Source organism: Achromobacter sp. ISS7, assembly GCF_056523125.1.
This window is the reverse complement of record NZ_JAWRZD010000001.1, coordinates 2,619,021-2,642,026: the sequence shown is the minus strand read 5'-3', so window position 1 is coordinate 2,642,026 and position 23,006 is coordinate 2,619,021. Positions and strand designations below refer to the sequence as shown.

Below are 23,006 nucleotides of genomic sequence, written 5' to 3'. Positions count from 1 at the left end.
TCGGGCCGAGGAGGGCACGCCACGCGCATCGCTGGATCGAACTTCACGCACAACCATCACAGTGCCCGCACCAGCGCCATCGCCCCGAACAGCGCCGCTAGCCCCAGCCCGAGCGACAGTCCCGCATACAGCACCGCCGTGCCCATGCGGCCTTGCTCCACGTGCAGCGCGGTTTCCAGCGCGAAGGTCGAGAACGTGGTGAAGCCGCCGACGATGCCGGTGGTCAGGAACAGCCGGGTCGGTTGCGAGACCGAGAACTTGAGCGCCAGCAATTCGGTGATCAGCCCCATGACGAAGCAGCCGATGACGTTGGTGGCCAGCGTCGCGTAGGGGAAGGCGATCCAGCCCAGCCGCAGCGCGGCCACGCTCATGCCGTAGCGCGCGGCCGAACCCAGGCCGCCGCCGACGAATACCAGCAATAGATTCAAGATGTCTCTCCAGAGGACAATAGCGGAGAGCAACTGCAAGGGTGTTGTCCACGGCCGGCCGACGCAAGCGACGCGGCCCGAAAACAAGAAACCCGCCGCGGCGGGTTTTGTCCGGACGACTCCCGCTGCGGGCATGTTGCCCGGATCAGCAGGAGCCATCAGCCGACGGATCGGCGGTTTTGGGAAGCTCCATTCCCATTTGCGTTCCATTCTAGCGCGAAGCGGTCGCCTATACTCGCGTTTTGCCAGGATTACCCGCCATGATTTCCACTTCAGACGCTTACGCCAACGTGGTTGCCGAAACCCGCCATTGGCTCACCCAGGCCGTGATCGGCCTGAACCTCTGTCCGTTCGCCAAAGCGGTCCAGGTCAAGGACCAGATCCGCTTTGCCGTCAGCGATGCCACCGACGCCGAAGGCGTGTTGACCGACCTTCAGGACGAGCTGGCGCTGCTGGCCGAGGCCGATCCCGAAAAGATCGACACCACCCTGCTGATCATTCCCGACGCGCTCGACGACTTCCTGGAGTTCAACGACTTCGAGGACCTGTCGGACCGCCTGCTCAAGCGCATGCGGCTGGTGGGCGAGCTGCAGGTGGCCACGTTCCACCCGCAGTTCCAGTTCGCCGACACGCAACCGGACGACATCGAGAACTACACCAACCGCTCGCCGTACCCCATCCTGCACCTGCTGCGCGAAGACAGCATCGACCGCGCGGTCGAGTCGTTCCCGGATGCCGCCGAGATCTACGAGAAGAACATCGACACGCTGACGCGCCTGGGCCTGGAAGGCTGGAAGCGGTTGATGAGCAAGCCCGCCTGACACCGGGCGCGGCCGGCCGCCCGCGGACAGGGGATCAACGCGGCAAAGACGCCCCGCCGCAGATGGCGATGTCCTGGCCGGTGATGGCGGCCGCTTCGGCCGATAGCAGGAACGCCACCAGGGCCGCGATCTCGCCGGGCTGTATCAGCCGGCCGATCGGCGGCATGCGGGCCGGACTGGCGGCCCGCGCGGGGTCTTCCAGCATGCTCGTCTGCGTGGCGGCCGGGGACACCACGTTCACCGTGACGCCCTGGCCGGCCAGTTCCGCGCCCCAACTGCGCGCCAGCGCCACCAGTGCCGCCTTGGACGCGGCGTATTGGCCGCGCCCCGGCATGCCCTGCGCGACGCGGCTGCCGACCAGCACCACGCGGCCACCGCCTTGCGCGACCATCGCCGGCGCCAGGTCCCGGGTCAACCGGACCGCGGCATCGACGTGCAGTTTCCACATGAGTTCACCGTCGGCGGATTCCGACTGCGCCAGGGGCGCCACCCGCAGCAGCCCGGCCGCATGCACCAGCGCGCGGACGTCGTCCAGGGCGCGCAGGGCCTGGCGGGTGGCGGCGTCGTCGCAAAGGTCGACCGTGACATGCCGGTAGGCGGCATGGCGCGTGACCGCGGCGCCGAGGTCCAGGCCGGTCACGCGCCAGCCCGTGTCCAGCAACCGTTGCACGATCGCCTGGCCGATGCCGCCGGTGGCGCCGGTGACCACCGCGTGGCCCGGCATGGGATCAGTCGACATGGATGTGGCCCTCTTCGATGATCTTGCGCGAGCGCGCCATGTCGTCCTTCTGGAAACGCGCGAATTCGGCGGTGGTGATCGGCGTGATCGTCACGCCCAGTTGTTCGTACTTGGCCGCCATGCCCGAGGACAGGGCCTTGTTGACCTCGGCGTTGAGCTTCTCGACGATCGGCGCCGGGGTGCCGGCCGGCGCCCACAGGCCGTACCAGCTGTAGTACTGATAGCCCGGCAGCACTTCGCCCACCGTGGGCACGTCGGGCAGGTTGGGCAGGCGCGTTTCCGACGTGACGGCCAGGATCTTGAGCATGCCGCCCTTGTAGTACGACAGGGCGCCCAGCACCGGATCGATGAAGCCGTCGATGCGCCCGCCCACCAGGTCCTGCAGCGCGGGCGAAGTGCCGCGGTAGGGGATGACCATGTAGTCCAGGCCGCCCTGGCGCTTGAGCAGTTCGGTGGCCAGGTGCCCGGCCGATCCGATCGAGCCGACCGCAAAGGTCAGCCGGCCCGGGTTCTGCTTGGCGTAGGCCAGCAGGCCGGCCAGGTCGGAGACGGGCAGGTCCTTCTTGACCGAGACCGACAGCGGCGCCTTGCCGGCCATGGCGACCGGCACGAAATTCTTCTCCACGTCGAAGGGCACGGACTTCATCGTCATGGGTGCCGTGGTGAAGGTCGAGGCATTGAAAAGCAAGGTATAGCCATCGGCCGGGGACCGGGCCACGACGTCGGCGCCGATGATGCCGTTGCCGCCCGAACGGTTTTCCACCACGAAGCTCTGGCCGGTCTGTTCGCTCAGCTTCTGCGCCACGTCGCGGCCCAGCATGTCCAGCGTGCCGCCGGGTGGAAAGGGAATCACGAACCGCACCTGGCGCGCGGGATAGACCGCCTCGGCCTGGGCCGCGCCGCCGCCAAGCGCCGTGCACAGGGCCAGCACGGCGCGCAACAGAATGGATTTCCGCATGATGTGTCTCCTCTCGTTTTGATGTCGTCGCGGCAAGGCCGGGGGCTGTCCCGCCCCTCGGCCGCCGCGCGATGGGGCGTCAGCGCGCCAGCAGTTCCGCCTTGGCCAGGGCCTTGCGCAGGGCGTCCATGTCGGCCGCGCCGGGGGCTTCGGTGGGCGGACGCACGGTGGCGTTTTCCAATACGCCGGCCAGGTACATGCCGGCCTTCATGCGGGCGTGCGCTTCGCCGGTGGGTTCGCCAGCGCCGTAGACCGCGTCCTTGAGCGGGGTGATCAGCGCCTGCACCGCCTGCGCGCGCTTGAGGTCGCCGGCTTTGACGGCGTTCCACAGGTCGATGATGAGCTGCGGGATGAAGGTGGCGAAGCCCACTAGCGCGCCGTCCACGTCCTGCACCATCGAGGCCAGCAGGTACTCGTCGTGGCAGGTGAGGATGGCCTTGGAGGCGTCGGCCTCGCGCAGCGCCTGGATGTCGCGCGCATATTTGTTCATGTCGCGCTGGCCGACCTTGAAGGCCTGCACGTACGGCAGCCGCGCCAGGTCGGCCAGCAGGCTCGACGAGTAGGACGCGCGCGTCCAGGCCGGGTAGACGTGGCACACCAGGTCGAGGTCGGGCGCGGCCTCGTGGATCGCCTGGAAATACGCCAGCGTGTGGCCGGGCGTGAAGCCGAAGCGCAGCCAGTGGTGCGGCGGCATGACGTCCAGCGCGGCGGCGCCGGCGGCGCGCGCGGCGCGCGCATGTTCGGCGGCGTCGGCGATGCCTTCGCACACGATCGACGAAATCACCGGCAGCCTGCCGCGCAGTTCGTCGGCCACGATGCGGGTGACCTCGGCGCGCTCGGCCGGCGTCAGCGAAAACACTTCGCCGGTGTGGCCGTTGGTCATCACGGCGACCACGCCGTCGTGGCCCGCCAGCCAGCTGGCCAGGCGGCGCAGGGCGGGCTCGTCGATGCGGTGGTCGGCGGTGAACGGGCAGGAGATCGCGGGGATGATGCCGCGGTAATTCGAGATCGAAGGCATGGGTGTTTTCCTGGTCCTGTCGGTGGGGGAATGGCCGCTATGATTGCGGCATCCCCTTTGGGCCGTCCAATACTCGAATTGCATAGAATTATCTATGCTGCGCTGCAACCATCATGGGACCTGGAAACCGACCTCTGGACATGAACTGGCTGGAGGACTTTCTGTCGCTGGCCGAGACCGGCGGCTTCTCGCGCGCCGCGGAAGCGCGCGCCATCGCGCAGCCCGCGTTCAGCCGCCACATCCGCGCGCTGGAGGAATGGGTGGGCGCCGACCTGTGCGACCGCAGCTCGCATCCCACCGAACTGACCGCCGCCGGCCGCCGCTTCCTGCCGCTGCTCAAGCAGGTGCTGGCCGACCTGGAGGCCGCGCGCATCAAGGCGGTGGCGGCCCATGCGCAGGATGCCGCCAGCCTGCGCTTCGCGGCGACCCATCTGCTGTCGCTGACCTTCTTCCCGAAATGGCTGGCGGGCCTGGAAGCGGACATGGAAGTCGGCGCGATCCAGATGATGTCCGACAGCTTCCAGGCCTGCGAAGACCTGATGGCGCAGCGCCGCGTGCAGTTCCTGCTGTGCCACCGGCATCCGCGGGTGGCCAGCCGCCTGGATGAAACCGCCTATCCGATGGTGCGGCTGGGCGCGGACACGCTGGTGCCGGTCAGCGCGCCGGACGGATCGGGCCAGCCGATGCACCGCCTGGCGGGCGAGGGCGCCGTGGATTTCCTGGCCTACGGGCCGGCCTCGGGCCTGGGGCGCATCGTGGCCAGCCAATTGCGCAAGAAGGACATCGGCGAGGAACGCATACGCGCCACTTTCGTCGGCCCGCACGCCACCTTGCTGCGGACCATGGCGGTGCAGGGCCGCGGCGTCGCGTGGCTGCCCGACATGCTGGTGCACGACGACCTGGCGCAGGGCAGGCTGGTGCGGGCGGGCGGCCAGGAATGGGACATCCCGCTGGAGATCTGCCTGTTCCGGCAGCCGACCGACATGGCCGCCGTGGCCGAGCAGCTGTGGCGGCTGGCCGAGGCGCGCGCGGCGGGGTAGGGCGCCGACCCGGGATATCCCTAGATAGCCCCCACGCCATATTGCATACAAGATACCGTCATTGAGACCCCCCGCCGTTCGGCGGGCGGCCTGTGCTTCCTTCCCCCTTGTTCATCGCATGGCTCGCGCGGCCGCCTGTCGCGCGGCCGTCGTGCGCGCCTGTCTGGAGAGAGCCTTATGCCGTTCACCCGTCGCCACGCCCTGGGCGCGCTTGCCGCGCTGCCGCTGCTGCCTCGCCTGGGCCATGCCCAGGCCCAGGCCAATTTCCCCACGCGCCCCGTGCGCCTTCTGGTCGGCTTCGCGCCCGGCGGCCTGACCGACATCGCCGCCCGCGCGCTGGCCGAGCGCATGGGCAAGATCCTCAAGGGCAACGTGGTGGTCGAGAACCGTCCGGGCGGCCAGGCCATCATCGCCACCGTGGCGGTGGCGCGGGCCGAGCCCGATGGCTACACGCTGGGCTTTGCCGGCACCAACGGCATGATCCTCAACCCCTTGCTCTACAACAACCTGCCGTACCAGGCCTCGGACTTCAAGCAGCTGGGCTCGATGGGCAAGTCGCCGATGCTGCTGATCGTGCATCCGGCGCTGGGCGTCAAGAACGTGCAGGAGTTCATCGCGCTGGCCAGGAAGAAGCCGGGCGACATCACCTGCGCCCATGCCGGGCGCGGCGTCATCAACCACCTGGCGCTGCTGCACTTCCAGTCCAAGACCGGCACCCAGTTCCAGGACGTGCCATACAAGGGCAGCGGCCCGGCGCTGCTCGACCTGATGGCGGGCACGGTGCAGAGCACCTTCGATTTCCCGACCTCGGCGCTGGCCAACATCCAGTCCGGCAAGCTGCAGGTGCTGGCGGTGACGGCCGACCAGCGCCTGTCCAGCCTGCCCGACGTGCCGACCATGAAGGAGGCCGGCGTCGACGGCTTCGAGCTGTATACCCGCATGATGATCTCGGGCCCGGCGGCGATGCCGGCGGCGGTCGCCACCACGCTGGAGAACGCGGTGCGCGAGGGCACGCGCGATCCCAGCCTGGTGCGGCAGTTCGCCGAGCAGGGGGTGACCGTAGAGTTCACGTCCTCGACCGACCTGGACCGCGTCATCGCCGAGGAGTCCGCCATGTGGGCCGGCGTGATCCGCGCCAACAACGTGCCCAAGACCGACCTGAAAGGCTGAGGAAGCGCCATGACCGAACAAGCCTGCATCACCGTCAGCCCCGAGACGGCGCTGATCGACGTGCCGCGCGAGATCCGCATCGACGGCTTCCCCGCCTACGCCTTCGTCACCGTCACGGCGCGCATGCGCATGTGCGGCGTGCCGTGGCGCTCGCAGGCGGTGTTCATGGCCGGCCACGACGGCAGCCTGGACCTGGCGCGCGACTGCCCGGTGTCCGGCAGCTATGCCGAGCCGTCGGCCATGGGCCTGGTGTGGTCGATGACCTGCGAAGAGATGGAGCGCGTGGTGTTTCCGCCGGATCGCGCCGAGCCGCTGGTGATCGACCTGCACGCCACCGACGGCCGCCATGAGGCCACCGCGCGGCTGACGCAGACCTTCGTGGCTGACGGCGTGACGCACAGCGCCGTGCGCGAGCAGGTCGGCGGTATGACGCTGTCGGGCGAGCTCTACACGCCCGCCGGCCCCGGCCCGCATCCGTTGGTGATCTACATGAATGGCTCGTCCGGCGGCGTCAACGCGCCGCGCGCCGCGCTGTTCGCCGCCCGCGGCTACCAGTGCCTGGCGCTGGCCATCTTCAACTACGACGGCCGGCCCAAGTATCTGAACGACCTGCCGCTGGAGTATTTCGAGCACGCGTTGCGCTGGGCCCGCGCCGAACTCAAGCCGCGCGACGGTTTCGTGGCGCTGTCGGGCATCAGCCGCGGCGGCGAGACGTCGTTGCTGGTGGCGTCGCACTATCCCGACCTGGTGAGCGCGGTGGTGGCCTACGTGCCGTCGCCGGTGACGCACGGCGTGGTCAGCGCGGGCGAGCCGGGCACTGGGCGCAACGCGCAGGTCTGGCGCAAGGCCGGCGAGCCGCTGCCGCACCTGTGGCAGGACAACGCCAGCGCCGACTGGGAGGCCGCCTACGCCTCGGATCCGCCGTACCGGCAGACCCACGCCTTCCTCAGCGCCAGCCGGGATGCCGCCGCGTTCGAACGCGCCCGCATCCCGGTGGAGCGCTATCCCGGGCCGGTCCTGCTGGTCAGCGCGTCGGACGACGGCTTCTGGCCCAGCACCGCGTATTCCGAGATCGTCATGCGCCAACGCGAGGCACACGGGCTGCCGACCTCGCACTATGTGTGCAAGGGGGCGGGGCACCACGTGCACTATCCCTGCCTGCCGGCCACCCTGATCAGCAAGCCGCACGCCATGTCCGGGCTGTTGCTGGACGCGGGCGGCACGCCGGCGGCCAATGCCGCCGGCAATGAAGGATCCTACCGCGCGGTGCTGGACTTCCTGGCGCGGGCGGCCGGGCAAGGGCGGTAACGCGCACGGCCCCGACCGGCGAGGCCGGCGGGGCCGTGTTTGGGGTGGGCCGGCGCGCGGGGGGCGGCCCGCCGGCTTATCGGAAAATCACGCCTCGGCGGCTTCCTCGGCCGCGACCGCCGGCTGCACCTGATCGATCAGGGCGGGCCAGGTGTTGATCGACAGCAGGTGGCAATAGACCAGCGGCAGCCAGCCGTTGGCGCGCCAGCGCAGGAATTCCGCTTCCGGCAGTTTGTTGAACTTGGCTTCGTCGATCACCTTGAAGCCGGACATGGCCAGGCGCTGGCCGTCGGCCAGGGTGATGTCGGCGCGGTTCTCGATCAGCAGGTCGGCATCGGCCAGGGCGCGCGCGAACTCCAGCGTGTAGGCGTGCTGGTTCTGGTAGTCGCGGCAGAATTCCAGCGCGCTGCGGGCCAGCGCGGTCGGTTCGCCGGCTTCGTCGAAGAACGGATTGTCGCGGCCTTCGACCACCGAGGCGGCCTTCTCGTCGACGCACAGCGTGAACTGGCTGCGGTCCTCGTTTTCCATGAAGATGAAGGGATAGCGGCGCACGTAGGCCGGGATGTAGGTGCCGGCGCGCCATTGGCCCTGCGCGTCGACGAACAGGTTTTCCTCGCCCCGCACGCCCAGCACCGCGACCGGCGTGGGCTGCTCGCCATCGGTGAAGACGATGGGGAAGTGGCGGCACGCGGTCGGCAGCTCGGTGGCCACCAGCGGCACGGCGTTGGTCTTGGCGGCGTAGCCGAAGCCCGTATTGCTGGCCAGCGACAGGTTGTCATGCACGCCGGCGGCGAGCGGACGGGGTTGTTCGTAGAACAGGGGAAGCGAAGTCTGCGTAGTCATGATGTCGGATCAGAGAGTGCGGGATTGAATGTCGAGTTCGCGGCGCGCGTCGTCGGCGGGGGGGATGCCTTCGACGGCGGGGCGCTGCGGGTTGCCGGCGGGCGTGTGCAGCACCGGGCCATTGCCGTTCGGCACGGTCAGTACGGCATTGTCGCCGGAAGGCAGCTGCCAGGAAAAGGCCGAGGCCACCGTCAGCACCTGCGGATCGGCGAAGGCGCCCAGCACGTCGGGGCCGAAGCCCTTGGACGGCACGGTGCCCTGGAACAGCGGGTTGGCGGTGGGCGTGCTGGGGATCACCGAGCGCGGGGCCGTCACCGATGCCAGGCGGTCGATCACGTCCGTCGGGCCCCAGGTGGCGCCGTTCATGTAGTACGGCGCGCCGACCAGCGAGCTGCGGACCATGGTCGCGGCCATCGAGCCGGTGCGGCCGCCGATCGAGCCCCACATGTCGGCCGAGCCGGCGTTCGGCACGGTGAGCCCGGCCACGTCGAGCTTGTGGCTCGGGTCGGCGTCGTTCAGGCCGATGCGCAGCGCGCCCGTGCCGGAGGCCAGCGTCAGCGAGGTCTGCGGGCCGGTCAGGCCAATGGCGGTGATGTCGCCGTTGGTCTGGATGACCGCGTTCGAACCCTGCAGCTTGGCCGGCGCGCCCAGGTTGATGGGACCCTGCGTCACCAGCAATTGCGCCGGCAGCGTCAGGCCGGCGCCGCCGGTCTGGGTGAAGCCGGTGGCGGCCTTGACGGTGCTGCCGCCGCCAAACGACGTGGTGCCGGTGGGGCTGGTGTTGGCGATGCGGATCGCGCCGGTATCGGCGGTGACGTCCTTGCCGAACGACACGCTGCCGCCGGAGATGTCGATGCCGTCCGGGCCCGAGGCGCGCACCGCGCCGTTGTAGCTGGCGGTCTTGGCTTCCAGCTGCTGCACGCGGTAGGCGCTGACGTCGCCGTTGAAGACGATGGTGTCGACGGCGCGCAGGGTCAGCGAACCCAGGCCGGTGGCGTCGCCCGCGACCTGGATGTTCTTGGCCGCGTTGACGTTCAGGTTGTTGCGGTTGCCGCCGTCCAGCTTGCTGCCCAGGATCACCGAGCCGGTGTCGCTGGTCAGGTCGCGGTCGCCCTTCAGCGTCACCGCGCCGTTGTAGACCTGGTCGCCCGTGGTGTGCGTCTTGCCGCCGCCCAGGGTGGTGGCGCCGGTGACCGACAGGCCGCGCAGCGGCGTGGTGGCGCCGACGTCGCCCTGGATGTCGGCGTTGCCGACGATGACCAGGCCCTGCTTGCCCGACTGGGTGCCGTCCACGCCGGCCTTGAGCTGCACGTTGGTGCCGGTCAGGGTGGTGTCCACGCCGCTCAGGATGACGTGCTGGCCGTACTGCTGCGCGCCGGTGGTGTCGATCGAACCGCCGTTGATCAGCAGGTCGCCGTTGCCGCCGGTCTGCACCGAGGCGGCGCGCACCGGGCCGTCCAGCACGATGTCGCCGGCCGCGCTGACCTTCAGGTCGCCCAGGCGCGAGGTCTGGCCGACCGGGCCGGAGAACGTCACTTCGCCCTGGCTGGCGACGACATTCAGGCCGTGGCCGCCGTCGACCGCGCCGTTGAAGCCGATATCGCCCGTGCGGCTGGTCACCGTGACGTCGCCGCCCACGGTGACGTTGCGCTGGTACGACTGCTCGCCCACGGTGTTGATGCTGCCGGCGCCGAGCGTGGCGTTGCCCTTGACCGTCAGGTTGGCCAACGGATCGTTGGCGCCGAACGGGCCCTTCAGCACGGCGTCGCCGTCGATGGTCAGGCCGTGGCCGCCATCGCCGCCGCCCAGCAGGCTGACGGTGCTGCCCTTGAGCACGGTATCGGCGCCGAACACGGCGCGCTCGCCATACGACTGCGTGCCGGTGGTGTCGACCAGGCCGCCATTGATCGCCACGGTGCCACCGGCATTGGTGGCGACCGAGGCGGCATACACGGCCTTCTCGAAGGTGGTGGCGCCGCTGCTGTTGACGACCACGTCGCCCAGGCGGCCCGTGGCGCTGCCGACCGTGTCGGCGAAGCGCACGTCGCCGCTGCCGCTGCTGACCGCCAGGCCGCTGCCGTTGAGGCTGACGACCATGTCATTGAAGGTCACCTTGGCGTTGGCGGTGCTGAGCTGCGCATCGTTGTCCAACAGGACCTTGCCCTGATACGACTGCTCGCCCACGGTCTTGATCGGACCGCCGCCGAGCGTCGCGTCGTTGTTGACGGTCAGGTAGGCCAGGCGGCCGTTGGCGCCGGCGCCCACCGGGCCGCCGATCACGGCCGGACCTTCGATGGTCAGGCCCTGCTGTTCGTCGGTCGAGTTCACGCCGCCGCCCAGGGTGACGTTGGCGCCCTTGAGCGTGACATTGGCGCCCAGCGTGACCAGCTCGCCGAACTTCATGACGCCGGTGGTGTCGATGCGCTCGCCCTTGATGCTCACGGCGCCCGGGTCGTCGGTCTGCACCGATGCCGCGTAGACCGTGCCGTTGAAGGCGGTCGTGCCCGCCGTGTCGACCGTCAGGCTGCCCAGGCGTTGCGTGGCGTTGCCCACCGTATCGAAGCTGACGTCGCCGCCCGCCGTCGACACGACGTGCAGGTCGCGCGAGCCGTCCAGCGCGCCGTCGAACGCGACGCCGCCGGTGGTGGTGCTGAGGGTGTGGTCACGGCCCAGCGTGACGGCGCCCTTGTAGTGCTGGCCGCCGGTGGTGGCGATGGTGCCCGCGTTGAGCGTGGCGGCGCCATCCAGGGTCAGGCTGGCCAGCTTGGTGACCGCGCCGATGGCGCCGGTCAGCGAAGCCGCGCCGTCGATCTCCAGGGCATACGCGCCATCGGCGCCGTTGGACAGGGTGACGCTGGTGCCGGTCAGCAGCGCGTCGTTGCCCAGCAGCACCTTGCCGGCGTAGGCCTGCGCGCCGCTGGTGGTGACGCCGCCGCCGTTGATGGCCGTGGCGCCGCTGCCCGCCTGGTTCAGCGAGGCGATGTTGACGGCGCCGCCGTAGGTGGTGGCGCCGCTGCTGGTGACGGTCAGCGCCTTGGCGCCCGACACCGCGCCGGCGAAGGTGACCGCGCCGCTGCCGGTGGACACGTTGACGGCGTCGGCCAGGGTGGTGGCGCCGTCGACGCCGAAGGCGCCGTTGGTGGTCGTGTACGTGCCGCGCAGCGTGGTGGCGCCGTTGTACTGCTGGGCGCCGGTGGTGGTGACCTGTTGCAGGTCGATGGCGCTGCCGGTGACGGTCAGGCTGGCCAGGTTGGTGGCATTGCCGCCCAGCGTGACATTGCCGTGGTCGGCCACGATCACCGCCTGCTGGCCGCCGCCGTTCAGCGCGCCCGAGATGCCGACGCCGCCGTCGGCCGTCAGCGTGCGCGTGGCGCCCGCCAGCGTGGCGTTGCCGGTGATGTCGATGGCCGAAGCGGTCAGGTCGCCGTTGAGCGTGACGTTGCCGGCGTAGGTCTGGCTGCCGGTGGTGGTGGCGTCGGCCATGGAGATGGCCGCGCCGCTCACGCTCAGGTCTTTCGCGTCGCCGCTGGCGATGGCGTGGCTGACGCTGACGTTGCCGGCGCTGGAGGCCAGCGTGACATTGCCGCCGTTGCCGGCCGTCAGGCCGACCGTGCTGGCCAGGTTGCCCGCGGCGCCGATGCCGATGTTGCCGTCGGCGGTGGCGACGCGGCCCAGGGTCAGGGGACCGGTGGCGTCGACATAGATGTCGCCGGCGCCGGTGACGTTGGCCTTGAGGTTGCGGGCCCCCGTGATGAAGTGCGCGCCCGCGGCGCCGATGCCGTTCTTGCTGGTCAGGTCCAGGCTGTTAGCGGTCATCGCGCCCAGGCCGAGCAACGAGCCTTCGGCGGCGTTCAGGATGATGGTGCCGCTGGCGGCGCCGGCATTGACGCCGCCGACCGTCACGTCGCCATGCTGCGAGGTGAGGGCGATGGTGCGGTTGGCGCCGCTGGCCGAGGCCGACGCGTTCAGCGCGCCGCTGGCGGTGGCGGTGATGTCGCCGGTGGTGGTGCTCAGCGTGGCATCGAGGTCGCCGGTGTTGGTCAGCGTCAGGTTGGCCGGGATAGAGACGCCGGTGAGGCTGGCGTTGGCGCTGGCCACTTCGGTCACCAGGGCGGTGTCACCACCCACCGACCCGCTGCTGAAGGTGAGCGAGCCGCCCTTGACGGCGATGCTGCGCGGCGTGGCGCCGGCCGCGACCACGTCCTGCGTGCCTCGCAGGGTGACGGCGTTGTTGGCCTGGACGCCGGTGGCGGCCACCGTCAGCTTGCCGCCCGAGGACAGCAGCAGGTTGTCGGCCGTGGCCGACATGCCGCCGCTGGCGTCCAGGTCGCCGGCGGTGGTCAGGTATACGGAGCTGTTCGCGCCGGTCTGCTTGACGTTGCCGCCGTTGGCGTTCAGGGCCAGCGTGCCGACGTTGTTGACGACGATGACGGCGCCGTCGGCGGCGGTCGACAGCGTGCCCAGTGCCGCCACGTTGGTGCGCAGGGCGATGCCGCCCGTGCCATTGTTCAGGTTGGTGGCCGAGCCGATGCTGCCGCCGGCGATGGCCGTCAGCGTATTGCCGAAGACCAGGTTGCCCGCCAGGGCGCCCTTGATCGAGCCGGCCGCCGTCAGGGTGACGTTGCCGCCGCGGCTGGCGTCGATGCTGTTGATCGACAGGTCGCCGTTGGTGGTGGTGATGGAGATGTCGTTGCCGGCGGCGTTGGTCCTGCCGATCGCGCTGGTGACCAGCGTCGGACCGGCCGTGGTGATGCCGATGGCGCCGTTCTGCGTGATGAGCGACGCCAGCGTGGTGCCGGCCGCGCGATTGTCGTTCAGGTAGATCGAACCCGCGCCGGTGACTTCCGCCGTGATGTTGGCGGCGGTGGTCTGCAGGTTGTCGGGCGAGCCGGCCGCGCCGCCGATGCCGGCGCCGGCCTTGAGCGTGACGTTGCCGCCGATGATGCGGGTGGATTCCTCGCGGTCGTCGACGATGGTGCTGCCGGCCTTGCTGAAGTCGATGTTGACGCTGCCGGTGCCGGCGTCGATGTTGCCCGCCACCAGCTGGCTGTTGGTGCCGTTGCCGGTGATCTTGATGGTGCCGTTGCCGTTGGCGGCGATGGCGTTGGCGATCTGCAGGTTGCCGGCGGCCGCGATGTCGATGATGTTGCCCGACAGGTACGAGTAGACGGCGTTGTTGTCCGCCGCCAGGTACATGGCGCCGTTGGTGGTGGCTTCGACGCGCTGGCCCGTCGCGTTGATGCGGCCGTTGGCGGCGCCGATGCCGTTGGCGCTGCTCAGGGCGACGCCATAGGCCCGGACCGTGGCGCCGGTGCTGTCGGCCAGGATCGCGCCGTTGTCGGCGCCGATCGTGACCTGGCCGTGGTTGGCGCCGGCCTGCACGTTCTTGACCGTGACGTTGCCGCTGGTGGTCTTGACCGAGATGTCGTTGCCGGCCGCATCGGTGACCGAGGTCATGCTGGTCAGCACCAGGTTGCCGTTGCCGGTGACGCGCGTTTCGCCGTTGAAGACGGTGGTCGTCAGGCCGCCCAGCAGGTTGCCGCTGCTGTCCAGGAAGAGCGAGCCGTTGCCGGTGACCGTGGCCGACACCGGGCTGTTCGGCGCGGCGATCTTGATGGCCGCGTCGCGGGTGCCGATGCCGTTCTGGGCCGTCAGCGTGATGGCGCCGGTGCCCGCGCCCGAGAGCGTGCCGCCGCCATACAGGATGCTGCCGGTCTGGGCGTTCAGGGTCAGGGCGTTGCCGGTGCCGTAGCTGACCGTGCCGACCAGGATGTCGCCCGTGGTGGTGGTGACGGACAGGTCGCCGCCGGCCCGCAGGTTGCCCAGGTTGATCGAGCCGTTCTGCTTGAGCCAGATGCCGCCCGAGGCGGTGGCGGCGATGTTCTTGACCTGCGTGCTCAGCGCCAGGCCGGCCGAGCCGATGGTGTTGGGCGTGTCGCCCGTGCCGGTGGACAGCGTCAGGTCGCCCGCCACGATCTTGGACGAGCCGTTCATGCCCTGGATCGAACCGCCCGTGTAGTAGTACGGGTTGGTCGACAGCGTCACCGAGCCGTTCTGCGTGACGTCGATGTCGTGCAGGTTGATCGCGCCCACGGCCTGGTAGGTGAAGTTCAGGCCGGTGGTGTCGCGCACCACGGTCAGCGCGGTGGCGTTGTTGGAGTCGCCGCCGCTGAACGTCAGGTTCTTGGCGTCGATGGTCAACATGCCCGCGCTGCCCAGGTTCGAGCCCTGCGCGTTGTTGCGGATGATGGTCAGGTCGGACAGGTCGGCCAGGTTGTCGACGTAGATGCTGCCCGGCGTGGCCAGGGTCAGCTTCTCGGTGTTCAGGTGCAGGCGGGCCGAGTTCGACGCGCCGATCGAGGCGCCCGTGCCGTAGTTGGCCGTCAGGTTGACGCTCTTGCCGGTGACCAGGTTGCTGTTGTTGGCGCCGACGATGCTGCCGCGCGCGGTCGACAGGGTGACCGCGCCGTCCGTGGACGTGATGGTGCCCACGGTCAGGTTGCGGCCGTTGTTGGCGGTGTCGGCGCTCAGGGTGATATCACCGGCGCCGGAGGCCGAGGCCACCTGCAGGCCATAGGCTTCCGTCAGCGCGATGCTGCCATCGGCGCGGTCGGTCTTGGTGGCGCTGAGGTTGACCGTGGTGGTGCCGTTGGCCAGCGCGGTGGTGCGAATGGCGCTCTTGTTGCCGATCGAGCCATTGGCCGTCAGATTGACGGTGGTGGCGTTGTTGATCGTGCCGCTCAGGATCGAGCCGCCGGTGTTGTTGACCGTGAAGGCGTTGCCGTTGGTGTTGACCGTGCCCAGCTCGATGTCGCCGGTGGTGTTGCTGACCGAGCTGGCGCCCGTCGAGACCAGGCTCGGCAGGCTGGTGTTGCCTTCCACCGTGATGTACGCGCCGCCGCCATTGGCGCGGCCGTTCAGCGTGCTGACGCGGGTGTCGATGGCGTTGCCGGCGCCGGCCGCGCCGATGGCGTTGTTGGCCGTCAGGGTCAGGGCCGCCGCGTCGATCTTGGTGGTGCTGTCGCCGTCGCCCAGCAGCGAGCCGCCGCGCGAGGTCAGCGTGACGTTGTCGTTGCCGACATTGATCTTGCCGACCGTGATGGTGCGGTCGCTGGTGACGCTGAGGTTCAGGCCGCCCTGGTCGATCACTTGGCTCAGCACCAGGCCGGCGCTGCTGCCGCTGCCGCCGTCGGTGGCCTGGAAGCCGATGTTGCCGCCGTCGCGGGTGGGCGAATTGATGCCGTAGCTGCGCGCGGCATTGCCGGTGGAGTACAGCGTCAGCGAATCGATGTGCGTGTCGGAATCGACGTAGACGTCGCCGGCGTTCTGGATGCTGACGATCGGCGCCGACAGGTTGATTTCGCGGCCGACCGCGCCGATGGCGCCCGAGCCCTGGGTGGTGATGTTGACCTGCGCGGCGGTGATGCGCTGGCTGTCGTCGGCGCTGCCCAGGATGCTGTTGTTGCTGGACAGGCGCACCGTGCCGGTCGGCTGCGTGTCGATGATGCCGATGTCCTGGCCGACGTTGCTCGACAGCATCAGGTTCAGGCCGGTGTTGTCGCGCACCTGGTTGACCTGCAGGCGGCTGCCGTTGTGGGCCACGTCGAACAGCAGTTCGTTCGACTGGATCTGGTAGGTCGCGGGCGCGCTGCCGGTGGCGTACAGCGACAGGCTGGCCAGGTCGCGGTCATTGTCCACGTAGACGTGGCTGCCCGCGGTGAGGTAGAGCTCGCTGGTGGTGACGTGGATCGAGCCCGAGTTGTCGCCCGAGGCCACGCCGATCTGGCCGCTGGCGGCCAACGTCACGGAATCGCCGGTGATGTGCGAGGTCGGCGTCAGGTTCATGATGTGGGCGTCGGTGCCGAAGGCGCCCAGGCTGACGGTATTGGCCGGGCCGACGTCGACGTTGCCGACATACAGCGCGCGGTCGCCGTTGAACGAGAAGTTCAGGCCGGTGAGGTCGCTGACCTGCGCCATGGTGTAGACGGTGGCGTCGGTGACGTTGAACGTCAGGCCCTTGGCCGCGACCTGCAGCACGTTGTCCACCGCGCTGTTGGCGTGGTTGGCGGTGATGTTCAGCGAGAACAGGTCGCTGGCGTTGTCGATGTACAGGTTGCCGCCCGACTGCGTGGTCAGCTGGCGCGTGTCGGTCCGCATGGCGTTGCCGGCGGCGCCGATCGACTGCGTGGCGGTCAGCGTCAGCACCGGGCTGACGAAACGGCCGGCGCCCTGCATGATCGAACCGTTGGTGACGTTCACCTGGGCCGAGCTGGTGGCGCTGTTGTCCAGCAGCGTCAGGCTCTTGTTGTTCGAGATCCACAGGCTGCCGCGGATGTTCGACGACAGCGAATCGACGCTGACGTACAGCGGCTGATTGGTGGCGTAGACGCCCGTCACCGAGCCGGCGTTGAGCGTCAGCGCGCCGGTGGTGATGTTGGGCGTGCCGGCGCTGGAACTGGTGCCGTAGATGGTGCCGTTGCTGGCCAGCGTGACCGAGCCGCCGGCGGCGGTGGTGACGTTGTTGACCGTCAGCGAGCGGTCCGACGAGATCGACAGCGCCAGGTTGCCGGTGTTGCGGATGTCGTTGAGCGTCAGGCCGGCGACGCCGGTCGAATCGCTCAGCGAGAAGGCCGACATGCCGGTGGCGGTGATGCTGTAGCTGTTGTTGAGCGCGCCGCTGGTGCTGGCGTGATTGGCCGTCAACGACAGCGAATCGAGCTGCTTGTTGTTGGCCACCGCCACGTTGCCGGCTGAGGCGACCGCCAGGTTGGAGGTGCTGGTCTGCGCCGACACGCTGCCGTTGGTGCCCAGGGCGCTCAGGCTGACGCTGTTGCCAGTGATCAGGCCCGAGCCGCCGATGCTGGGGGCCAGGTCGCTGTTGACGTAGCGCGTGGTCAGCGACACCGAGCCGCTGCCGGCGTTGATGGTGTTCGAGGTGATCGCGGTGTCGGTGTTGATGGTCAGCGCCGCGCCCTGCATGTTGGCGCCGATCGTCATGTTGGTGCCGCTACCCAGCGACAGCGACTGCCCGCCCATGCCGGCGAAGGCATAGCTGTTGGTGTCGTAGTTGACGCTGCTGCCGGCGTCGCGGCGCGACAGGTACAGGTTCAGGCTGCTGAGCGCCTGGCCGCCGTTGTGCAGGTTGATGTCGCCGTTGTTGGTGACCGCCAGGTTGCTGGTGGTCACACGCAGCGCCCGGGCGCTGGCGCCGATGGCGCCGGTATTGGCGTCGCGGGCGGTATAGCTGTCCGAGCCGGTGGCCGACAGCGTGACGCTGTTGGCCGTGATGCGGCCGGCGCCGCCATCGCTGGTGATGCTGGAGTTGACGCCGCCGCCGGTCGTGGCCAGGTTGACCGAATTGGTGGCGGTGATCGTGCCGGCCTGGATGTTCTTGCGGCCGCTGAAGCTGAAGTCGGTCAGGCCGCCGGTGACCTGTTCGAGGTACTGGGTGGTGCCGTCGTCGCTGATGCGGATGGTCTGGCCGGCGCCGCCGCCGATCTCGAAAGTGCTGGCGCTGCCGGCGGCCTTCAGGCTGTTGATGGCGAGGCTGCGCAGCACGGTGTCGCTGCTGACGTAGAAGTGGTTGCCGGCGGTCAGGCTGAGCGCCGACGTGCCGTTCAGGACCAGCCCGCCGCCCGTGACCGACGAGCCGATGGAGCCGCCGGTGCCCGCCGTCAGCGCCACGGTCGAGGCGCGGATGGCGCCGCGGTTGGCCGGATCGTCGTTGCTGATGTTCTGGTTCGAGGTCAGGCTGACCTTGCCGTTGGCGCCCGCGTCGATGCTGCCGACCAGCAGGTTCTTGCTGGTGGCGGTGAAGCCGAAGTCCAGGTTGGTGGCGCTGGCGATGTTCTTCAGGTGGATGCCGCTGGCGTCATCCGTCACGGTGAACGCCGTCAGGTTCGGCGCGGTGATCGCATAGGTGGCGTTGGCCGTGCCGTTGCGGGTGATGTTCAGGCGCGTCAGGCCGACCAGGTTGTCGACGGCGATGCCGCCGCCGCTGGCGAGGCTGACGTCAGGCGCCTGCAAGGTCAGCGCGGCGCCCGTCGCGCCAATGCTGCCGCCGACCGCCAGCGCGATGCTGCTGGCGCGGATCTGCGTGGCGGCGTCGCCGTCGTCCAGCAGCGAACCGCCGGTGTTGGCCAGGGTGGCCGCGCCGGCGGCGCTCAGGCTGCCGATCGTGGTGTTGCCCGACGCCTGGGTGTAGCCGATCTGGCCGCTGCCGGCCTCCAGCCGCGTCAGCTTGATGTTGCCGGTGGTGCCGTTCAGGTAGACGTCGGTGCCGGCGGTGGCCTGCACGCTGGCCTGGCCGCTGCCGCCCACGCCGATGTAGCGCAGGCTGCCGTTGTACACGCCGCCGATGGCGCCGGCGGCGGTCAGCAGGATGTCATTGCCGCCCGCGTACACGTTGCCGGTGCCGTTGCCGAACAGCGAGCCGTTGGCCACGTTCAGGGCGACCGCGCCGTTCCAGCTGCGCACGGTGCCGGACAGCAGCGCGTCGCCCTGGCGCGTGTCGATGCGCACGTCGTCGGTGGCGGTGATGTTGTTCAGCGTGACGGTGCCGGTGGTGTTGGACGAACCGGTGGGGTTGGGCAGCTGGACGTAGAAGCCGCCATTGCCCGCCGAGCCGCTCAGGCTGCCGGCGATGATGTCCAGGTAGCCCGCGCCGCTGGCGCCGACCGCCTTGCCGGCGATCAGGTTGACCGCGTTGGCCAGCAGGCGGGTCTGCTTGTTGCCGTCGTCGCGGATGTCGCCGGCGGCGTTCAGGGTGATGCTGCCGCTGTAGCCGGCGTCGATGCTGCCAGCCGTGATGTCGCGGTCGCTGGTGAAACTGAAGTTCACCGAGTTGGCGTCGCGCACTTCGCGGAGGGTGTGGCCGCTGGCGTCGTCGGTGATGTTGAACAGCAGCGACGGCGCGCGCACGTCCAGCACGTAGTGGTCGTCCGCGCCCTTGTGGCGGGCGGTCACCGACAGCGAGTTGAGGTCGGCGATGTTGGTGGCATACAGGTTGCCGCGCGTGTCCAGCGACAGGCTGGGCGCGTTGACCGCCACGTAGTTGGCGGCGGTGCCGATGTCCTGGTTGGCCGTCAGGCTGACGCTGTTGGCAGTGACGCGCGTATCGGCGATGCCGTCGTCCAGGATGCTGCCCAGGGTCGAGGTCAGCGTGATGACGCTGCCGGCGCGCAGGTTGCCCAGCTTCAGGCTCTGGTCGCCGGTGAAAGAGAACTGGTTCAGCAGCGAGCTGTAGACCTGGCGCAGTTCGTAGGCGTTGCCCAGGTTGTCATTGATGTCGAAGGTCAGGAACGGCGCGGCCACCTGCAGCGTGTTGCGGCGGGCCGGGTCGGCGTGGGAATTGCTGATCGCCAGGTAGGTCAGCGTCTTGCCCGGGTTGTCGATGAAGATGTCGCCGCCGCTGCCCAGCGTCAGGCTGGTGGTGGCGGTGGTGAGGTGTTCGCTGGCCGTGCCCAGGTGTTGCAGGGCCTGCAGGTTGACGCTGCTGCCCGCCAGCACGCTGTTGGCATTGGCGCGCAGGACGCTGCCGCCCTGGGCGTTGAGCGAGAGCGTGCCGTTGCCGGCGTCCAGCTGGTTGGCCGTCAGGTTGGCGACGCCGGTCACATAGATGCCGTTGTTGGCCTTCAGGTCGTCCAGCAGCACCGAGCCCTGGGCCTGGTTCAGGAAGATGCTGCCGCCGGTGGCGTGCAGTTCGCCCGCGGCGGTGCGCAGGTAGGTGCCCGACGTGCCGACGGTGTACGAGGTGTTGGAGGCCGGGGCCAGCAGGGTGACGACGTTGCCGGTGATCAGCGAGGCCGAGGTGCCGGTGATGCTGCCGGCGCGCGCGGTCAGGGTGACGTTGCCGCTGCCCGCGTTGACCTGGCCGGCGTTGATGCTGTTGCCGGTCAGGTTGACGGCGCCGCCGCCCGAGCTGACGTTGTTGGCCGAGACGCTGCCGGCGCCAGTGATGGTGATGGCGGCGTTGGCGGCCTGCGCCTGGGTGATGTTCAGGTTGCTGCTGGTGCTGTCCAGGTACACGCCGCCGCTCGAGACGGCGGACAGGCTGCTGGCGCTGGTCTTCAGGCTGCGCGCGCCGGTGCCGATGGTGCCGTTCGCCGCCGCCAGCGTCAGCGAGGACGTGGCGATCGTGGTGGCGTCGACGCCGTCGTCCACGATGTTGCCCAGGGCCGACGTCAGGACGGCGGACGCGCCGGTCTTGATATCGCCCAGGGTCAGGTTGCCCGTGGTCGTGGCGACCAGGCTGCCGGTGGTGTCGATGGCCTTCAGGATCGCCGAACCGGTGTTGTTCAGGTAGACGCCGCCGGTGCCGCTGGTGGCGGTCAGCGAGGCGGTCTGGGTGTTCAGCGACTGGGCCGACGAGCCGATCGCGCCCGTCTTGCCGTCGCTGCCGGCGGCGCTCAACGTGATGAAACCGGCCTTCAGCAACGAGGTGGGCGTGCCCAGGATGTGGCCGGCCGTCGAGGTCAGCGCCAGCGCGCCGCTGCCCAGGTCGATGTTGCCCGCGGTGATGGTGCGGTCGCCGGTGAACGAGAAGTTCAGGCCCGGCTGCGTGACCGTGCTCAGCTGGTAGCTGCCGTTGTCCTGCAGCGCGAAAGTCAGGTCGGGCGAGGTCAGCTGGAAGCTGTTGTTGACGCCCGGTTGCGCGTGGCGGCTGGTGATGTCCAGCGACGTCAGCGTCTGGCGGTTGGCCACGGCCAGGTTGCCGCCGGTCGCAAGCGACAACTGGGCCGTGCGGGTGTTGACCGCCGCGCCCGCATCGCCGATGTTGCCGCCGCTGGCGTCCAGCTTGACGCTGCCGCCGGCCACGACCTGGTTGGCGCCGCCGGTGTTGCGGATCGAGCCGGCGCTGGTGCGGACCAGCGCCGCGCCGCTGCCGGCGTCGATGACGTTGGCCAGGTTGATGTCGCCGGTGGCGTTCAGCGTGATCGCGCCGCCGCGGCTGGTCAGTTTGCCGATGTTGTCCAGCGTGCTGCCCACGCCCAGCGCTTCCAGCGTGATGGAGCCGCCCTGGGTGCTGATCTCGGTGTTCGCGTTCTCGAAGCGGATGCCGCCCGTCTGGGTCGAGCGCATCGTGAAGCTGTGGCCGCTGGTGGTCTTCAGGTTGATCGCGGCCATGTCCGCGACCGTGATCTGGCCGGTGGCTTCCAGCTTGATGTTGGTGGTGCCGGCCAGGCTTTCCAGCAGGCCGCGCGACACGGTGTTGTTGGCGGTGTTGGCGTCGCCGCCATTGATGGTGCCGTCGCCGGCCGCGCCGTCCTGCGAGCCGGTGCCGTTGCCGGAGTCGACGATGCGCAGGTCGGTCGGGTCGATCAGCAGCATGCCCGTCTTGCCCTTGGGCGCGCGCAGGTCGGCCGAACCGGTCAGGCCGATGTTCTTGTTGCTGGAGACTTCGGCGAAGCCGCCGTCGCCGCCGTCCTTGCCGCCACGCGCCGACAGGCTGCCGGCGAACGCGGTGGCGTCGTTGGACCACATCGTGATGCTGCCGCCGTTGCCCTTGACCAGCGCGTCGGCCTTGAGCGTGGCGCCGGCCGCCACCTTGACGGTGGACGACTTGCCGCTGAACGCGGCCGAGCCGTCGTCGGGCGCGACGCCCTGGCTGCCCAGCGCGATCTCGCCGCCGCCGGCGGCGCCGGACACGTCGATCGCGGCGCCGCGCGCCACGTTGACGTGTTCGCCGGTCACCACGACCTTGCCGCCGCGCTCGCCAGCGCCGGTGCCGGTGGCCTCGACCGTGCCGGCCACATTGACCGTGCCGGCGTCGCCGCCGGACAGCACGATCTTGCCGTTCTGCGTGCCCACCGCCTTGGCGCTGATGATGCCGTCGGTGTTGACCACGTTGTCGATCACGCCCTTGACGGCGCGCGCCGTCAGCAGCACGGTGCCGCCGTCGGCGCGGATCACGCCGGCGTTGGTCACCAGGGCCGAGACCGGCTTGCCGTCGGCGTCCTTGGGCAGTTCGCTGACGGTGGACGTGGCGTCGAAGCTCAGCAGTCCGTCGCCATGGAAGTCGACCGTGACGGTCTTGGCGCCGGCCAGGGCCACGCGGCCCAGCTTGGCCTCGATGACGCCCGAGTTGCGCACCGCGGGCGCCACCAGCACGGCCAGGCCGCTGTCCTTGATGCTGATCGTGCCTTCGTTGACGATCATGGCGTTCGCCTTGGACGAGGCCTGATCGAACTTGTACTTGCCCGCCAGGAAGTCCCTGTCGTTGATGTTGGCGGTGGTGGCGATCAGGCCGCCCACGTCGACGCGCGCGCCCTTGCCGAACAGCACGCCGTTCGGGTTGACCAGCACCACGGTGCCGTTGGCGTTGAGCCGGCCGAAGATGGCCGACGGGTCATTGCCGACCACGCGGTTCAGCGTGACGCTGTTGCTGCCCGGCTGACGGAAATTGACCGTCTCGTTGGCGCCGATGCTGAAGCCCTTCCAGTTGATGATCGCCTTGCCGGTCGACTGGTTGATGTCCAGCGTGCCGTTGCCGCGGTCATTGATGGTCGCTCCGCCGGCCACGACGTTGCCGCCGGTGGGGTTGGCGTGCGCGCCGCCGGAGACCAGCGAGCCGATCACCATGGCCATGGTGGTGAGCGCGGGCAGGGGCGGGGCCTTCAGGGACTGGCGGCGGGCGGATTGGGCGAGGATGCGGGATTGACGAGTCATGGTCGGTCGCTTTT

The 23,006-nt window shown here is 69.5% G+C and carries 10 protein-coding genes and 1 riboswitch; of the genes, 4 read left to right on the top strand and 6 right to left on the bottom strand.

Annotated features, from left to right (window positions below):
• Nucleotides 1-56: 56 nt before the first annotated feature.
• Nucleotides 57-428 carry a fluoride efflux transporter CrcB gene (crcB, locus tag AC1HFW_RS11885; protein ID WP_050813170.1) on the bottom strand — a complete coding sequence of 124 codons (372 nt, stop codon included), beginning with the start codon at nt 426-428 and terminating at the stop codon, nt 57-59.
• A gap of 142 nt (nt 429-570) precedes the next feature.
• Nucleotides 571-634: riboswitch (Fluoride riboswitch) on the bottom strand.
• Between the two features lie 54 nt (nt 635-688).
• Between crcB and AC1HFW_RS11880 the strand changes: the two genes are divergently transcribed.
• Nucleotides 689-1,249, top strand: a complete 561-nt coding sequence (locus AC1HFW_RS11880) for a DUF1415 domain-containing protein (protein WP_061070796.1) — start codon at nt 689-691, stop codon at nt 1,247-1,249.
• Nucleotides 1,250-1,283: 34 nt separating this feature from the next.
• Here the strand turns inward: AC1HFW_RS11880 and AC1HFW_RS11875 are convergent, their stop codons facing one another.
• The 3 genes from AC1HFW_RS11875 to AC1HFW_RS11865 all read right to left on the bottom strand — a co-directional run bounded on the left by AC1HFW_RS11875 (nt 1,284) and on the right by AC1HFW_RS11865 (nt 3,964).
• Nucleotides 1,284-1,988, bottom strand: a complete 705-nt coding sequence (locus tag AC1HFW_RS11875) for an SDR family NAD(P)-dependent oxidoreductase (RefSeq protein ID WP_479283505.1) — start codon at nt 1,986-1,988, stop codon at nt 1,284-1,286.
• A complete protein-coding gene (locus tag AC1HFW_RS11870; protein WP_479283503.1) occupies nt 1,978-2,946 on the bottom strand; it encodes a Bug family tripartite tricarboxylate transporter substrate binding protein in 969 nt (322 codons plus the stop codon). Before AC1HFW_RS11870 ends, AC1HFW_RS11875 begins: the two co-directional genes overlap by 11 nt.
• 79 nt (nt 2,947-3,025) lie before the next feature.
• A complete protein-coding gene (locus tag AC1HFW_RS11865; protein WP_479283502.1) occupies nt 3,026-3,964 on the bottom strand; it encodes a dihydrodipicolinate synthase family protein in 939 nt (312 codons plus the stop codon).
• 140 nt (nt 3,965-4,104) lie between these two features.
• Between AC1HFW_RS11865 and AC1HFW_RS11860 the strand changes: the two genes are divergently transcribed.
• The 3 genes from AC1HFW_RS11860 (at nt 4,105) to AC1HFW_RS11850 (ending at nt 7,482) form a co-directional block, all read left to right on the top strand.
• Complete coding sequence (locus AC1HFW_RS11860) at nt 4,105-5,004, top strand: LysR substrate-binding domain-containing protein (protein ID WP_479283501.1); 900 nt, start codon at nt 4,105-4,107, stop codon at nt 5,002-5,004.
• Between the two features lie 177 nt (nt 5,005-5,181).
• Nucleotides 5,182-6,174 carry a Bug family tripartite tricarboxylate transporter substrate binding protein gene (locus AC1HFW_RS11855; protein ID WP_061070801.1) on the top strand — a complete coding sequence of 331 codons (993 nt, stop codon included), beginning with the start codon at nt 5,182-5,184 and terminating at the stop codon, nt 6,172-6,174.
• Between the two features lie 9 nt (nt 6,175-6,183).
• Nucleotides 6,184-7,482 carry an acyl-CoA thioester hydrolase/BAAT C-terminal domain-containing protein gene (locus tag AC1HFW_RS11850; protein WP_479283499.1) on the top strand — a complete coding sequence of 433 codons (1,299 nt, stop codon included), beginning with the start codon at nt 6,184-6,186 and terminating at the stop codon, nt 7,480-7,482.
• Between the two features lie 87 nt (nt 7,483-7,569).
• On the opposite strand, the gene AC1HFW_RS11845 is transcribed toward AC1HFW_RS11850, so the two are convergent.
• Both AC1HFW_RS11845 and AC1HFW_RS11840 read right to left on the bottom strand, forming a co-directional pair.
• The gene (locus AC1HFW_RS11845; RefSeq protein WP_061070803.1) at nt 7,570-8,325 is read right to left on the bottom strand and encodes a SapC family protein; all 756 of its coding nucleotides are present in this window, start codon (nt 8,323-8,325) and stop codon (nt 7,570-7,572) included.
• 9 nt (nt 8,326-8,334) lie between these two features.
• Complete coding sequence (locus tag AC1HFW_RS11840; protein WP_479283498.1) at nt 8,335-22,992, bottom strand: filamentous hemagglutinin N-terminal domain-containing protein; 14,658 nt, start codon at nt 22,990-22,992, stop codon at nt 8,335-8,337.
• Nucleotides 22,993-23,006: the final 14 nt, after the last annotated feature.